The organism is Nonomuraea sp. NPDC049419 (genome assembly GCF_040676995.1).
In the GTDB taxonomy this organism is placed as follows: Bacteria; Actinomycetota; Actinomycetes; order Streptosporangiales; family Streptosporangiaceae; genus Nonomuraea; species Nonomuraea salmonea.
The window spans coordinates 283,193-298,778 of the sequence record NZ_JBFAQB010000003.1; the positions used below are offsets into that span (position 1 = coordinate 283,193).

Consider the following 15,586-nt stretch of genomic DNA (forward strand, 5'->3'; position numbering starts at 1 on the left):
GGTACATTACGGCTGTCAACAGATTGCCGAATATCGGGAGACACCCGCAATGAGGCCTCAATCCGTGATTCTGACCTTCCTCGGCGATTACGTATACGGCCACGGGATCTGCGTCTCCTCGGGAAGCTTCATCGAGGCGTTCGGCAAGGTCGGCATCTCAGAGGAGGCGACTCGCTCGACGCTGACCAGGATGGTCGGGCGCGGCCTGCTGCGCCGCCAGCGGTCGGGCCGGCGCATGTACTTCGGGCTCACCCCCACCAGCACCGAGGTGCTCAAGGACGGCGAGCGGCGCATCTGGCACAGCGGCGTGGTCAACGACAGCGGCGCCGACCAGTGGACGCTCATCGGCTTCTCGCTGCCCGAGTCGTGGCAGCGCCAGCGGCACGAGCTGCGCTCGCGGCTGGTCTGGGCGGGCTTCGGGCCGCTGCAGAACGGCCTGTGGATCGCGCCGGGCGAGGTGGACGCCGCCGGCGTCATCGAGGACCTGGACGCGAACGTCAAGGTGTTCGCCGCCGAGCCCCGGCAGCCGACCGACATGCAGGCCCTCGTCCGCGACGCCTACGACCTCGAAGGGCTCGGCGAGCGCTACCGGGAGTTCCTGCGCCGCTGGGACCAGGCCGATCCGGCCCCCAACGCCCCCGACGACCTGGCCCGCTCGCTCATGCTGCTGACCGGCTGGCTGCAGATCATCAGGACCGATCCGCGGCTGCCGCTGCGCTACCTGCCGCACGACTGGCCGGCCGAGAAGGCGCAGCGCGTCTGCCACTCGCTGCACGAGCGGTTCAGGCCGCAGGCGGCGCGGATCGTGGCCGATCTTCTGGACACCGTCCCCGATGAAAGTTGGGCAGAACGGTGACAGCGATCGCAGAGTGGCCTAACTTGAGGGCTTGAGCGTCAAGGAGTGCCGATGCGGAATCAGGGGATTGGCTCGTGGCCGGCGCGCAGGGCACGCATGACGCCCGACAGGGTGGCGGTGTCGTACCGCGGGCGCGAGCACACCTATCGTGAGCTGCTCGAACGCGTCCACCGGCTGGCCTCCGTGCTCGGGGTGCGGCGCGGCGACCGGGTCGCCTTCCTGGGCGCCAACCAGCCCGCGATGGTGGAGACGTTCTTCGCCGCCGGCCTGCTCGGAGCGGTGTTCGTGCCGCTCAACACCCGGCTGGCCGAGCCCGAGCTGCGCTTCATCCTCGACGACGCCGAGGCCGCCGTGCTGGTGCTGGGCGAGGAGCGCGAGGGCGGCGGGCTGCCGGGCCGGCACGTGGGCGGCGCCGCGTACGAGGAGCTGGTCGCGTCCGGCTCGCCCGAGCCGATAGACGAGCCGGTGAGCCAGGACGACGTCTGCCTCATCATGTACACCTCGGGCACCACGGGACGCCCCAAGGGCGCCATGCTCACCCACGCCAACCTCACCTGGAACGCGGTCAACCTGCTCGTGGACGTGCCGCTGGCGCACGACGAGGTGGTGCTGATCAGCGCGCCCATGTTCCACATCGCGGCGCTGGCGCAGACGCTCATCCCGTGCGTGCTCAAGGGCGGCAGGGCGGTGCTGGAGCCGTCGTTCGACGTGGAGCGCACGTACGACCTCATCGAGCGCGAGCGGGTCACGGTGATGTTCGGGGTGCCGTCGATGTTCGGCTTCCTCACCCGCTCGCCGCGCTGGCCCACCGCCGACCTGTCGAGCCTGCGGCACCTGCTGTGCGGGGGCGCGCCGGTGCCGGAGCAGCTGATCAGGACGTACCAGGAGCGGGGGCTGACGTTCCTGCAGGGATACGGCATGACGGAGACCGCGCCAGGGGCGCTCTTCCTCGGCGCCGAGCACTCCGTGGACAAGGCGGGCAGCGCCGGCGTGCCGTGCTTCTTCTCCGACGTCCGGCTGGTCGCCCCCGACGGCTCGCCCGCCGCACCGGGACAGCCGGGCGAGCTGTACGTCCAGGGCCCCAACGTGATGCGCGGCTACTGGCGGCGGCCGGAGGAGACCGCGAAGGTGCTGTCGGAGGACGGCTGGTTCCGCTCCGGCGACGTCGGCGTGGCCGACGAGGACGGCTACGTGCGCATCTCCGACCGCATCAACGACGTGATCATCTCCGGCGGCGAGAACATCTACCCGGCCGAGGTCGAGAGCGCCCTGTACGAGCATCCCGCCGTCGCCGAGTGCGCCGTGATCGGGGTGGCGGACGAGCGGTGGGGCGAGGTCGGCAAGGCCCTGGTCGTGATCCGCGCCGGGGTCACGACGAGCCCCGACGACCTGCTCAAGCACCTGGACGGCCGCCTCGCCCGCTACAAGATCCCGAAATATCTGGAATTCGTGGCTGACCTGCCCAAGAACGCGGCGGGCAAGCTCCTGAAGGCCCCGCTGAGAAAGCTCTACGGAGGAGGATGATCCATATGCGTACCTCACCGCCCTTCCGCGCCGACCACGTCGGCAGCCTGTTGCGTCCACAGGAACTGCTGCGCGCCCGCGAGACCCTGAAAGGTGACGAGCTGCGCGCCGCCGAGGACGCGGCCATCAGGGAGGTGGTGCGCAAACAGCGTGACGCCGGCCTGCAGAGCGCCACCGACGGCGAGTTCCGCCGGGCCTCCTGGCACATGGACTTCATTTATCAGCTCGGCGGCATCGGCCAGGCCGCCGACGAGCAGATCACCGTGCGCTTCCACAACGAGCAGGGCGACATCGAGTTCACCCCCGCCGCGCTGCGCGTGCACGACCGCATCAAGCTCGACGCGCCGATCTTCGCCGACGACTTCGGGTTCCTGCGCGACACCGTCGGGGAGGGCGTCACGCCCAAGCTGACCATCCCGTCGCCCAGCATGGTCCACTACCGGGGCGGGCCCGCCGCCATCGACCCCGAGGTCTATCCCGACGTCGAGGAGTTCTGGCGCGACCTCAGCGCCGCCTACGCCGAGCAGGTGCGCAGGATCGGCGCGCTCGGCTGCACCTACCTGCAGTTCGACGACACCAGCCTGGCCTATCTCAACGACCCGGCCCAGCGCGCCGAGCTGGCCGGGCGCGGTGACGACGCCGAGCACATGCACCTGCGCTACATCAAGCAGATCAACGCCGCGCTCGCCGCCAAGCCGGCCGGCATGACCATCACCACCCACATGTGCCGGGGCAACTTCCGCTCCTCCTGGGCGGCGTCCGGCGGCTACGACTTCGTGGCCGAGGCGCTGTTCAACGAGCTCGATGTGGACGGCTTCTTCATGGAGTTCGACGACGAGCGCTCCGGCGGCTTCGAGCCGCTGCGGTTCGTGCCGCCGGGCAAGATGGTGGTGCTCGGGCTGGTCACGACCAAGCGCGGCGAGCTGGAGTCGAAGGACACGCTCAAGCGGCGCATCGACGAGGCCGCCAAGTTCGTCGACCTCGACCAGCTCTGCCTGTCGCCGCAGTGCGGCTTCTCCTCCACCGTCGAGGGCAACGAGCTGACCGAGGAGCAGCAGTTCGCCAAGCTGCGGCTCATCGTGGAGACCGCCCAGGAGGTCTGGGGCTGACGTTCTGGGCTCCCCCTCGGGCGCGAGGGGGAGCCGGTCAGAGCGTGACGACCGTGCCGGTGAGCCTGGCCTGCTCGGCGGCCCAGACCACGCGGTGCGTCATCAGGCTCTCGGCCGCGTCGGTGTGCAGCCGCGACGGGTCGCCCGACGCGACGGCGGCGAGGAAGGCGTCGGTGAGCCCCTCGTCGCCGCCCCCGTGCCCGTCGGCCGCCGAAGGCCCGACGGTCTCATCCAGGCTCAGGGTCTCCTCCGTGCCGGTGCGGAAGTCGACCACTCGCAGGGTGGCGCCGTCGCCGTCCATGTAGCCGTGGGTGCCGAACAGGCGGGTGCGGCGGTGCTCCATCGGGGTGAACGCGCTCATGGTGAACGAGCAGGTGCCGCCGTCGTCGAACTCCATCAGCACCTCCTGGTGGTCCACGACGTCGTTGTCGCAGGCGTAGACGCAGCGTCCGTACGGGCCGGTGCGCAGCGCGTCCAGCACGTCCTCCTCGGTACGGCCCGGCGTGACGGCGCCGAGCGGCCAGAACTCGCTGTCGGGATCGCCGAGGCAGCCCAGGTAGAGGCGCTTGGCCGAGTACGGGCAGGCGGGCTCGATCGGGCAGTCCAGGCACCGGTCGGCGGCGCCCTCCGGCCGGTCCTCGGCGCGGAAGTGCGACAGCGAGCCGAACGACGACACCCGGGCCGGCGGCCGGCCGAACAGGTGCACCAGCCAGTCCACGTCGTGGCAGGCTTTCGCGAGCAGCATGGGCGCCGAGGTGTCCTGGCGCCGCCAGTGCCCGCGCACGAACGAGTGCGCCTGGTGCCACCAGCCCACCGGCTCCAGGTGCTGCACGCTGATGAGCCGCCCGATGCGCCCCTCGTCCAGCAGCCGCTTCACCAGTCCTGTGTAGGGGGTGTAGCGCAGCACGTGGCAGACGGCCAGCATGATGCCGTTGCGCTCGGCGGCCTCGGCGATCATGGTGGCCTCGCGTTCCGTGGTGGCCATCGGCTTCTCCAGGAGAATGTGGTAACCGAGGTCCGCCAGCGTCACGGCAGGGTCGGTGTGCATCCTGTCCTGGGTGGCGATCACCGCCGCGTCGGCCACCCGCCCGGCCGCCGCCAGGTCCTTCCAGCCCGGCAGCGCCAGCTCTGGAACGATCCCGAACTCCGCCGCGAACGCCGCCCTGCGCCCGGGATCCGGCTCGGCCACCGCCACCACGCGGCCGGCGCCCGTGGCGTGCGCGCGGCGCGCGTAGGTCAGCCCTCGCAGGCCGCCGCCGACGACGGCTAGAGTCACCTCAGTCATGGAACCTTCCCGACTAAATATCATGGAGACCATCATTATTCGGCCTGGGAAAGCTGACAGCAAGGGGGGCGGATGGCCGCGGAGATGAGCGGCGGTGACCTGTCACGGCTCCGGCAGCTCAACGCGCTGGCCGTGATCAAGGCGTTGCAGGGCCAGGACTCGCTCACCCTCACCGAGGTCGCCAAACGCACGGGGCTGTCGCGGGCCTCGACCGAGGACGTCGTGCGCGAGCTGCTGCAGAAGGGCTGGGTGGCCGAGGCGGGCGCCACCGCCGGCGGGGTCGGCCGCCCGGCCAGGCGCTACCGGTTCAGGGCCGAGGCAGGCCGGGTGCTCGGCATCGACATCGGCGGCCACAAGATCCGCGCCGTGGTCGCCGACCTCGACGGCACCGTGCTGCAGAGCGCCAGGGTGCCCGTCACGCCGGAGATGGGCCGGCTCGAACGCCTGGAGGCGGTCGACAGGGCCGCGACCGAGTGCCTGGAGGGCGCGGGGCTGACCGGCGGCGAGATCTGGGCCTCGGGCGTCGGCACGACGGGCCTGGTCGACGGCGCCGGGCGGGTGCTGCTGTCGGAGGCGCTGCCCGAGTGGACCGGCGTCGACCTGGCCGCCCACGTACGCCGCCTGGCCCCGGCCCCCGTGCTGGTGGAGAACGACAGCAAGCTCGCCGCCCTGGCCGAGTGCTGGCGCGGCGTGGCCCGCTACGCCAAGGACATGGTGTTCCTGCTGGCCGGCCTGCGTACCGGCGCGGGCCTGGTGATCGACGGCAAGCTGCACAGGGGCTTCGCCAACGCCTCCGGCGAGATCGGCGCGCTGCCGGTGCTCGGCTGGATCAGGGCCCAGGAGCACCTGAGCGCCGCCAATGGTGAGGCGGGCGGGGAGGCGGGCGACGTCTTCGCGGCGGCCCGCAACGGCGACAAGGCGGCGCTGGCCGCGGTCCGCCGCTACGTCAAGGACCTGGCGCTCGGCGCGTCTGCGCTGGTCCTGACCCTTGACCCGCAGATGGTGGTGGTCGGCGGCGGGTTCTCGCGCTCGGCGGACGTGCTGATCGAGCCGCTGAAGCGGGAGCTCGACCGCTGGTGCATCCGCACGCCCGAGGTGCGCATGTCGGCGCTGGGCGACGAGGCGGTGGTGCTCGGCGCCGTACGTCTCGCGCTCGACGACGTGGAGGACCGGGTGCTCGACGGCAGGAGCCCGCTCGTGAGCCATCTGTAACACGGCTTGCTCTTGAAAACAATTTCACTGGACTCCATGATTACTCCCACGTTCTAGGAGAGGACATGGGAGATGTGGAAGTCGGCACGGAGCGGTGCGGCCCTCCTCTGCGCGGCACTGCTCGCCTCCGCGTGCGGCGGCGGTGAGCAGGCCGGCGCGGGCGCGCAGTCGCAGGACAAGGTGACCCTCTCGTACGGCGTCTGGGACGCCACCCAGCAGGAGGTCATGAACGAACTGGCCGCGGAGTTCACCAAGACGCACCCGAACATCGCGGTCGACGTCCAGCTCACCCCCTGGGCCGACTACTGGACGAAGATGAAGGCCGCCGTCAGCGGCGGCGCCGCGCCCGACGTCTTCTGGATGAACGGCCCCAACTTCCGGCTCTACGCCTCCAACGGCGTCATCGCGCCCATCGAGGAGCAGGTCGACACCTCCGTCTACCCCAAGCCCCTGGTGGACCTCTACACCTACGAGGGCAAGCTGTACGGCCTGCCCAAGGACATGGACACCGTGGGCGTCTGGTACAACAAGACGCTCTTCGACGCCGCCAAGGTGAAGTATCCGGCCGACGACTGGACCTGGGACGACTTCAAGCAGGCCGCCGCCAAGCTGACCGACCCCGCCAAGGGCGTGTACGCGATCGGCGCCCAGCTCACCAGCTTCCAGGAGTACCAGTACCCGACGATCTACCAGGCCGGCGGCCACGTGATCTCCCCCGACGGCAAGAAGTCCGGCTACGACGACCCCAAGACGATCGCCGGCCTGAAGTTCTGGACCGACCTCATCGCCGCCAAGCAGTCGCCCGACCTCAAGACCATGACCGACACGGGCCCGCTGCAGCTCTTCGAGGCCGGCAAGCTCGCGATGTACTGGGGCGGGTCGTGGAACGTGGCCGAGTTCGGCAAGAACGAGTACACCAAGGACAAGGTGGACGTCGCCCCGCTGCCCAGGGGCGAGAGGCAGGCCACGATCATCCACGGCGTCGCCAACGTGGTGTCGGCCAAGACCGAGCACCCCGAGCAGGCGTGGGAGTTCGTCAAGTTCCTCGGCTCCAAGCAGGCCGCCGACCTCCTCGGCAAGAAGGGCCCGATCCCGGCCTACAACGGCACCCAGGGCGACTGGGTCTCGGCGCACCCCGAGTGGAAGCTGCAGTCGTTCCTCGACGCGGTCTCCTACGCGGTGCCGTACCCCGTCTCCAAGAACACCGCCGCCTGGCAGGAGGCCGAGCTGACCCACCTGACCAAGGCGTGGACCGGCGAGGTGCCGGTCGACCAGGCCGCGAGAGAGCTCGCGGCGGCGATGAACGACCTGCTGGCCAAGGAGTGACGTGACCACCACCGCCGAAACCCGGCGGCCCGCGCGGGCGGCACACGCGGCGAAGCGGCGCGGGCCCCGCACCGAGGCCCTGTGGGGGTACGCGTTCATCGCCCCCACCGGGCTCGGCCTGGCGATCTTCTACCTGTGGCCCGTGCTGCAGACCGCCTACTTCTCCTTCACGGAGTGGGGCGCGTTCGGCGGGCACACCTGGACGGGGCTGGACAACTACACCCGCCTCCTCGCCGACCCCCAGGTGGGGCAGGCGGTGCTCAACACGCTCACGTACACGGTGCTCGGGCTGCTCGGGATCCCGCTCGCGATCGTGTTCGCCGCCCTGCTCAACCGGCCGGGCCTGCGCGGGGTCGCCCTCTACCGCACCGCGTTCTTCCTGCCCGTGGTGACCATGCCGGTCGCGGTCGCGATGCTCTGGCGCTGGCTCTACAACGGCGACTACGGACTGGTGAACCAGGTGCTGGCGCTGGCCGGCATCGACGGGCCCAACTGGATCGCCGACCCCGCGACCGCGCTCTACGCGCTGGTCGTCGTGGGCGTGTGGAGCAGCGTCGGCTACAACCTCATCATCTTCCTGGCCGGCATGCAGGGCATCCCCAAGGAGCTGTACGAGGCCGCCTCGCTCGACGGCGCCGGCCCCGTGCGGCAGTTCTTCACGATCACCCTGCCGATGCTGTCGCCGACCGCGTTCTTCATCTCCATCGTGTCGGTGATCGGCTCGCTCCAGCTCTTCGACCTGGTCTTCGTCATGACCGGGTCGGGGCAGGCGGCGCGGGCCAACCCGGCGTACTCCCGGCTGCAGACCGTCGTCCAGCTCTTCTACGAGCGGGCCTTCGTCACCAACGACCGCGGCTACGCCGCCGCCATCGTGATCGCGCTGCTGGTGCTCATCGCGGCGCTGACGATCCTGCAGTTCAGGTTCCAGCGGAAGTGGGTGCACTATGTCTGAGCGGCGTCGCCCGCTGGGCCTGCACGCGGTGCTCATCGCCTCCTCCCTGGCGATGGTCGCGCCGTTCGTGTGGCAGGTCATCACCTCGCTGAAGACCCTGAGCAGCGCCACCGCCGTGCCGCCGACGTTCCTGCCCGAGGGCCGCTGGGACAACTACGCCAAGGTGTTCGACCTGCTGCCGTTCGGCGAGCAGTTCCTCAACACCGCCGTCATGGCGGCGGGGCGGGTCGCGGGGCAGGTGCTGTTCTGCTCGATGGCCGCCTACGCCTTCGCCCGGCTGCGCTTCCCCGGCAGGAACGTGCTGTTCGGGGTGTTCCTGTCGGTGCTCATGGTGCCGCCGCAGCTCTTCGTCATCCCGCAGTACCAGATCATGTCCTCGCTGGGCTGGCTGAACAGTCTCCAGGCGATCATCGTGCCCGGGCTGTTCAGCGCGTTCGGGGTGTTCCTGCTGCGGCAGTTCTTCCTCGCGCTGCCGCGCGAGATCGAGGAGGCGGCGCGGCTCGACGGCGCGGGGCCCGTCCGCATCTACTGGTCGGTCATGCTGCCGCTGGCCCGGCCAGGTCTTGTGGCCCTGGGCATCCTCACCCTGCTGTGGGCGTGGAACGACCTGTTCTGGCCGCTCGTCGTCAACACCGACCCCGAGAAGATGACGCTCTCGGCCGGGCTCGCCTCGCTCCAGGGGCAGTACCAGACCGACTACCCCGTCCTCATGGCCGGCTCGCTGCTCGCCTCGCTGCCGGTGATCGCGGTGTTCGTCTTCCTGCAACGCCAGTTCATCCAGGGGATCGCCCACACGGGCAGCAAGGGCTGACCGCCGGGTTGAGCCGCCCGCCGGGATCCCCCCGGCGGGCGAGCGTCCTTCTGCGGTCAGCGGAGGACGATCGTGGTGAGGGCGCGCGGCGCGAGCGTCACCGCGTTCCCCTGCACGCTCACCGGGGTCATCGAGCGGGCCTCGTCCGTGACGTACGCGGCCGCCCGGCCCCGCACGCCCTTCCACGCGATCGGCGCGGTGCCCGTGTTGAGCGCGACGACCACCCGCGAGCCGTCGCGGTTGCGGAACGCTGAAACTTTCAGCGCCGGATCGGCCGCCCCGGCCTCCAGCCGGACCGCGCCAGGCCGGATGAACCGGCTGTAACCGGCCAGCGCCCACAGCCGCTTCGACACGTGGTACTCGCCGGCCGCGTCGTCGAGCTGCAGCAGCGCCCTGGTCGCGCCGCGCGAGCCGCCCAGCCAGTAGACGTACGCGCTGACGCCGCCCAGCGTGAGCGCGTCGTGCACGGCCTGGGCGATCGTGATGCCGTCATAGCCGCTGCCGTCGTCCCACGCCTCGTTCCAGGTGTCGCCGTTGGGGTTCCACTCCGACATCCACGTCTTCCTGGACGTCGGCAGCGGGCCGTCAACCGGGCTGGCGTAGGTGTGTCCTGTGTGCGTCTTCACCCAGCGCCGCGCCTCGGGGTCGGCCTCGATGGCCGCCGTGTACGCCTTCGCCTCCCGCCAGCCGAACGAGTCGCAGCAGACCACGTTCGTGCCGCGGGCGATCGGCCCCAGCACCTTGACGAACTCGGCGGCCTGTTCGGGGGTGAAGCGCATGGACGCGTACGAGGCCGTGTAGTCGGGCTCGTTCGTGAAGCCCAGGTCGGTGATCCTGATGCCCTCCTTGGCGTAGAACTTCGTGTAGGCCGCCAGGTACTTCGCGTACGCGCGCCGCCACTCGGGCAGCAGCGTGCCGCCGTTCTTGTCGTCGCCGTTGTCCTTCATGTAGCCGGGGGCGCTCCAGGCGTCGGCGAAGAACCGCTCGACGCCGTATCGCTGGGCCTCCTTGGCCACCCAGACCTGGCTGTTGTCGTCGCCGTCCCACACGTAATCCGGCTCGGCGTCCGGGCCGCCCGGGTCCTCGGGCTGGATCGAGACCATGTGGTCGTACGGGCTGCCGGCGGGGGAGGAGCCGATGCCGAGCCGCAGGATGCTGAGGCCCGCACCCTTGCTGCGATGGAACCACAGGTCGAGCACCTCGCGCTGCTGGGCCGGCGAGAGGGCCTTGAGCAGCTCGTTGCGGCGGAACGCCTGGGAGATGCCGAAGCCGTCGATCTCCTGGTGCCGGACGCGTTCGTTCAGGGTGATGGCCGGTTGCGGGGCCGGGTGGCCGGGGTGGACGGCGGGGAGGCCGAGCAGGCTGATCGCGATGATTCCTCGTAACATGGCGCCTCCGAAAATTTCGGAATCGTGACGATACATTTCGTCGATCGCCGAGAAACGTAAGCGTTCATGGCGGGCTCGTCAACCATGGGTCAACCCGCGCGCAAAAGCACGGCGGCCCCCGGGGTCTCGCCGGGGGCCGCCGTGGCGCTCATCCACCAACCGGAATTCGCCCGTGGAACGGTTCTGGTAAGACGAAAAGACCGGTGATCAGATCTGGCGCGCTTTCCACACGGTCAGGCCGTACTTTTTCGCGACCGGCCGCCACGTCCGCACGAATCGGGTCTTCGCCTCGTGAGCCGCCTTCGACCAGTCCAGGCCGCGCCGGTAATCGCGGTGGTCCCTGCCCACCCCCGGGCAGCCGTCCGCCGCCAGCTTCCTGGCCCAGCTCAGGAACGCCAGGTCGGCCTGGTACGAGGCGTCCAGCGCGGTCACCAGGGCGTCCCGCAGCTGCGCCCCGTCCGGCAGCGCCGACACCGTCAGCCTCCTGGCGGCGGTGAGCTGCCTGCGGCGGGCGTTCGTGATGTCCCTGATCGTGTCCAGGCCGGCGCGCTCGCACAGGACGGCTTCGTCGATGGCCTCGGTGAGGTCGGAGCGGGAGGAGTTGCTGCTGGACAGCAGCACGTCCAGCTCCCGGGCCTGCCGCCTGGCCTCCTTGCCCGACCCGGCCTGCACCTCTGCCTGTTCTTCTGCCTGCTCTGCGACAGGTTCTTCGGCCTGCTCGCCGGTCTCCTCATCCGTCTGGGCGCCGGCGTCCGCGGCGGCGTCGCCGGTCGCCAAGGTGGGGTCGGTGTCGTCGGCGGGGGTGCTCTCCCAGATGGGCGGGGCGACGTCGGCCTGGTTCGTGCCGGCGGGGCCGCCGGAGCCCGCCGCCGCGCCGCCCGCGTCGGTGCGGCCCACGACGAGCCACCCGGTCAGGGCGAGGACGAGCAGGGCGAGGACGAGCAGGGCCGCCACCACGCCGATCAGCACGGGCGCGCGCCGCCACGCCGGGGTCTCGGCGGGTAACCGCTCGGGCTCCCAGTCCAGGTACGGCGAGGGCGCCGGCCGGTCATCGGGCGCCACCTGCGGGGCCCGGCAGCGGGGGCATGAGGTGAGGGAGCCTGCGTGCGCTCCGCAACGCCCGCACAGGCGGCCCGACCCTGATCCGTACGCCACAGCACCCTCCCGGCAGTATCACGAGAAAACGGGACAAAAAGGGGCGTGCTTGATTTGTCGGTGGTTCCGGCATTTCGTACTACGGACGAGAGACTATTTGACGACAAGCCTCTCTCGCAGCATTCGCCGCCCACAAGATCTGCCGTCTTCGAGAAAGGCCGGCGCCGCACCGCCCGCCATTTTCGACAGCGATTTCCGTTGTCGCGTGAAGCGGAGGGTCCGAGCGGATGACCGGCCTCCGGACCGTCGCCTGCGGAGCGTAACTCGCATGAGGGGCACGTCGCTAGCGGTAGACGGCGACGGCGGCCTCCGCGACCAGCGTGTCCACGATCTCCACCAGCTCGCCCACGGGAGACGCGGCGGATGCGGCGATCTCGCGCAGCCTGGCGACCAGCCGGGCGGCCGGCTGGTCGAGGTAGAGCTCGCCTTCCAGGCGGAGCACCGCGACCAGCCCGCACAGCCCGGCGCAGCGCGCGTCGGGCGTCTTCCAGCCCTCGACCGCCGCGCGCACCCCGGAGGACGCGCGGACGACGGAGGCGATGTCGGCCAGCTCGTACCGGGTGTACGGCAGCATGCCGAGCCGCCGCCCGGTCACCCGCACGAGCACCCCGGAGCCCAGCAGTTCCTCCCTGGTGCGGTCGTAGATCCCGCCGGCCGCGGCGCCCTTGATGAGCGCGACGGGGCCGGGATTGAGCAGCGGCTTGACCGGCGCGGTGAGCAGCCGGTCGAGCAGCGCGGCGCCGGCCAGCCCGAGGGCGAGCGACGCCGGATGGACGTACGGTTTGCCGGTCTTGTCGTGGGCGATGAGATACAGGTCCTGGTGCAGCGGCAACCGGTCCATGCAAGCCTCCTCAGCGGCGGTCGGATCCGGCGGGCACGCCGCGCAGCGTGGGGCGGCGGCCGAGCGCGTACAGGGTGATGAGCGCCAGCGCGCCGAGCCCGAGCCAGACCAGGCCGAGGAGCTGGGCCAGGAGGTTCGCGTTGATCACGACGAAGACCAGGATGCCCGCGCCGATCAGCGGCGAGATCAGGTGGGCCCAGAGCCGGTCGGAGCCGGAGCGCAGCGCGTGGTGCACGATGACCGACACGTGCAGGACGATGAACGCGACCATGGCTCCCATGTTGATCAGGCTGCTGAGCAGGGCGACCCCGTCGGAGCGGGTGGCCGCCCAGATGCCGACGCCGATCGACAGCAGGCAGCTCAGCAGGATCGCGTTGGACGGCACCGAGTGCCGTACCGACACCTTGGCGAGGAACGAGGGGAGCTGACGGTCGCGGGCCATCGCGTACAGCAGCCGCGAGACCGACACCTGGGCGACCATGGTGTTGACCAGGCCCCAGGAGAGCGCGGTGGCGGCGGTGGTGACGTGCCTGAGCCACTCGCCGCCCGCGACGGCGGCGGCGTCGTAGAAGGCGGTGTCGCTGGGCTGGTCGAGCAGCCCAGCCGGGTCGGGCACGAGCAGCGCGGCCACCCAGACCTGCGTGATGAACAGCACGCCCGCCAGCAGCAGCGCGACCCGCATGGCCCGGCCGACCTGGGCGGAGCCGCCGGTCGACTCCTCCACCAGCATGGAGATGCCGTCGAAGCCGAGGAAGGACAGCACGGCCACCGACACCGCGGCGAACATCACCGGCCAGGCGAAGGTCTCGGCGTTGAACAGCGGCGTGAGGCTGAAGCCGCGGCCCGCGCCCCGCAGCAGCGCCCAGACGCCGACGAGCAGGAACAGGGCGAGCACGGCCAGCTCGATCGCGATGAGCACGCGGGTGAGCCGGACCGTCATCCTGATGCCGCGCAGGTTGATCACCGTGTTGACGGCGACGAAGCCGATCAGCCAGGCCCAGACGGGGACGCCCGGCACGCTGTCGTTCATGGCGATCGAGGCCACCAGGTAGAGCAGACAGGGCAGCAGGATGTAGTCGAGCAGGATCATCCAGCCGGTCATGAACCCGACGGGGGGAGCGATGCCGCGCCCGGCGTAGTTGTAGACCGAGCCGGACAGCGGGAACGCCTTCACCATCTGCGCGTACGAGGCGGCGGTGAACAGCAGCGCGATCATCCCGACGAGGTACGCCAGGACCGGCATACCACCGGATTCCGAATAGACATTCCCGAAAATCGCGAAAGGTGCGATCGGTACCATGTATGCCAAACCGTAGAAAATGAGGTCGGCGAGGCCGACCGTACGGTGTAACTCCTGGCGGTAGCCGAACTGCTCGATGTTCTGTTGTGCGCGCACGACAGGCGTCTCCAGTCGTCCTGCGAGGGGCTGGGGTCCGACTGGTGATCCTTTCGCAGCGTGGGTGCGCGTCGCAAGAGTGCGTGGAGTGAATCACGTTAATAGTGAAATGTCGCGCCTGTAGCACATTACTTGCGCGTAACCCCGACAAATGCCGCCTTAATGGCTCATGTGGCGATGTCGGGGCGGAGCCTGGCCGTACCCGAGGACGCCCATCATCCCCTGCTCCTGGTGGTAGAGATTGTGGCAGTGGAACATCCACTCGCCCGGGTTGTCGCACTCCACGTCCACGCTCAGCCGCTCGCGCGGCTTGATGTTCACCGTGTCCTTGCGCACCCCGCGCCGCTCGCCCACCCGCAGCTGGAAGGTGTGGCCGTGCAGGTGCATCGGATGCCACATGGGCGACTGGTTGTCCATGACGATCCTGATCGTCTCGCCCTTCTCCACCCGCACCCGCAGCGGGTCGGCGGCCAGCCGGTCGTTGAGCGTCCACTCGTTGCCCGACGGCCGCATGCCGAGCGTCACCGTGACGGTCCTGCCCGGGCGGGGCAGCGCGTCGGCCCTGCGCGGCCGCAGGTCGGCGTAGGCGAGCAGGCGCCGCTCCAGCTCCGGCACCTTGACGTCGCGCGGCGGCCGGCGCGCGCCCGGCGTCGTCCTGACGATCGCGAACGCCCGCGCCTGCTTCCCCTCGGCCAGCGCGACCAGCGGGAACGCGCCCGCGCCCAGCCGGGTGACGAAGTCGTAGCGCTCGCCCATGCCGATGAGGAACGTGTCCACGGTGGCGGGCGCGCACGGGAACCCGTCGGTGTGGGTGATCGTCATGCGGTGCCCGCCGAGCGCCACCCGGTACGCCGTGTCGGCCGCCGCGTTGATCACCCGGAACCGCACCGTCCGCCCCGGGCGGCTGGTGAACACCTCGGGAGCCTCCGCCATCCTGCCGTTGACCAGGTGGTACGGATGGCGCACCTCGCCGGTGACCCCGCCGAGCAGGTCGCTGCGCAGCGTGTCGTCGTGCTCGGTGCTGGCGTTGAGCCGCCTCAGCGCGTCGTCGGGCGTGCCGTCGATCCCGTCGAGCCAGTCGTCGAGCAGGACCACGAACTCCTCGTCGTAGCCGAGCGGCTCGCGCGGGTCGGCCACCACGAGCGGGCCGTACAGGCCGCGGTCGTTCTGCATGCCGACGTGCGAGTGGTAGAAGTACGTGCCCGGGTCGGGCACCCGGAAGACGTAGTCGAAGGTGCGGCCCGGCTTCGTGGGCGCCTGGGTGTATCCGGGGGCGCCGTCCATCCTCGGCTCGATCCTGATGCCGTGCCAGTGCACGGTGGTCTCGGCGGGCAGGTCGTTGACGAGCCTGGCGCGTACCATGCCGCCCGCCGTCGCGCGGATGATCGGCCCCGGCACCGTGCCGCCGTACGTCCAGGTCGCGACCTTGCGCCCGCCCAGCGAGACGGTCGCGGGCCGCGCCCGCAGCACCGTGCCCCGCACCGGCCGCCTCCGGTCGGCCGTGGCGGCTCCGGTCAGCGCGCCCGTCGCGACGGCGAACGTGCCGGTGAACAGCAGCCGGCGGGAAAGACCCCCGCCCGTACCCCATGCCGAACCATTCACTACAGATCCCCCCATCCACCTCGCAAGGTAACGGAGAGTGATCGCGAAAGCCCGCACGCCACGCTGACCGGGAGCCCCTGGCCGCGTGCCCCCTTGTCGGAGCGGCACCTCTGACCTATCGTGTTAATC

13 protein-coding genes are annotated in these 15,586 nt (G+C 70.4%); 7 read left to right on the forward strand and 6 right to left on the reverse strand.

The features are described from left to right. The first annotated feature begins 64 nt into the window (after positions 1 to 64). Genes AB0K12_RS11360 through AB0K12_RS11370 form a run of 3 tightly spaced genes read left to right on the forward strand, consistent with a single transcriptional unit; the run spans position 65 to position 3,489 of the window. Positions 65 to 856 carry a PaaX family transcriptional regulator C-terminal domain-containing protein gene (locus AB0K12_RS11360; RefSeq protein WP_364558445.1) on the forward strand — a complete coding sequence of 264 codons (792 nt, stop codon included), beginning with the start codon at positions 65 to 67 and terminating at the stop codon, positions 854 to 856. A gap of 51 nt (positions 857 to 907) precedes the next feature. Beyond that, positions 908 to 2,380, forward strand: coding sequence for a long-chain fatty acid--CoA ligase (locus AB0K12_RS11365; protein WP_364558448.1), 1,473 nt, complete (start codon positions 908 to 910; stop codon positions 2,378 to 2,380). Positions 2,381 to 2,385: 5 nt separating this feature from the next. Further along, complete coding sequence (locus AB0K12_RS11370) at positions 2,386 to 3,489, forward strand: 5-methyltetrahydropteroyltriglutamate--homocysteine S-methyltransferase (protein WP_364558451.1); 1,104 nt, start codon at positions 2,386 to 2,388, stop codon at positions 3,487 to 3,489. A 37-nt stretch (positions 3,490 to 3,526) separates the two neighbouring features. On the opposite strand, the gene AB0K12_RS11375 is transcribed toward AB0K12_RS11370, so the two are convergent. Then, the gene (locus AB0K12_RS11375) at positions 3,527 to 4,774 is read right to left on the reverse strand and encodes a Gfo/Idh/MocA family oxidoreductase (protein ID WP_364558453.1); all 1,248 of its coding nucleotides are present in this window, start codon (positions 4,772 to 4,774) and stop codon (positions 3,527 to 3,529) included. Between the two features lie 72 nt (positions 4,775 to 4,846). Between AB0K12_RS11375 and AB0K12_RS11380 the strand changes: the two genes are divergently transcribed. From AB0K12_RS11380 to AB0K12_RS11395, 4 genes are all read left to right on the forward strand, one after another. Beyond that, positions 4,847 to 5,986: an ROK family protein gene (locus AB0K12_RS11380; protein ID WP_364558456.1), complete on the forward strand. Its 1,140-nt coding sequence runs from the start codon at positions 4,847 to 4,849 to the stop codon at positions 5,984 to 5,986. A 72-nt stretch (positions 5,987 to 6,058) separates the two neighbouring features. After that, a complete protein-coding gene (locus AB0K12_RS11385) occupies positions 6,059 to 7,312 on the forward strand; it encodes a sugar ABC transporter substrate-binding protein (protein ID WP_364558458.1) in 1,254 nt (417 codons plus the stop codon). 1 nt (position 7,313) lies between these two features. Next, complete coding sequence (locus AB0K12_RS11390; protein WP_364558461.1) at positions 7,314 to 8,264, forward strand: sugar ABC transporter permease; 951 nt, start codon at positions 7,314 to 7,316, stop codon at positions 8,262 to 8,264. Continuing rightward, entirely contained in the window at positions 8,257 to 9,075 is an 819-nt protein-coding gene (locus AB0K12_RS11395; protein WP_345399611.1) for a carbohydrate ABC transporter permease, read from the forward strand. Before AB0K12_RS11390 ends, AB0K12_RS11395 begins: the two co-directional genes overlap by 8 nt. Before the next feature lie 56 nt (positions 9,076 to 9,131). On the opposite strand, the gene AB0K12_RS11400 is transcribed toward AB0K12_RS11395, so the two are convergent. The 5 genes from AB0K12_RS11400 to AB0K12_RS11420 form a co-directional block, all read right to left on the reverse strand. Further along, a complete protein-coding gene (locus AB0K12_RS11400) occupies positions 9,132 to 10,463 on the reverse strand; it encodes a glycoside hydrolase (RefSeq protein ID WP_364558465.1) in 1,332 nt (443 codons plus the stop codon). Between the two features lie 207 nt (positions 10,464 to 10,670). Then, positions 10,671 to 11,525 carry a hypothetical protein gene (locus AB0K12_RS11405; protein WP_364558468.1) on the reverse strand — a complete coding sequence of 285 codons (855 nt, stop codon included), beginning with the start codon at positions 11,523 to 11,525 and terminating at the stop codon, positions 10,671 to 10,673. A gap of 376 nt (positions 11,526 to 11,901) precedes the next feature. After that, positions 11,902 to 12,459 (reverse strand): GPP34 family phosphoprotein, encoded by a 558-nt coding sequence (locus tag AB0K12_RS11410; RefSeq protein WP_364558471.1) that lies wholly within the window; start codon positions 12,457 to 12,459, stop codon positions 11,902 to 11,904. A gap of 10 nt (positions 12,460 to 12,469) precedes the next feature. Continuing rightward, a complete protein-coding gene (locus AB0K12_RS11415) occupies positions 12,470 to 13,855 on the reverse strand; it encodes an APC family permease (protein ID WP_364558474.1) in 1,386 nt (461 codons plus the stop codon). Between the two features lie 159 nt (positions 13,856 to 14,014). Then, positions 14,015 to 15,457, reverse strand: a complete 1,443-nt coding sequence (locus AB0K12_RS11420) for a multicopper oxidase family protein (RefSeq protein WP_364558476.1) — start codon at positions 15,455 to 15,457, stop codon at positions 14,015 to 14,017. Between the last annotated feature and the right edge of the window lie 129 nt (positions 15,458 to 15,586).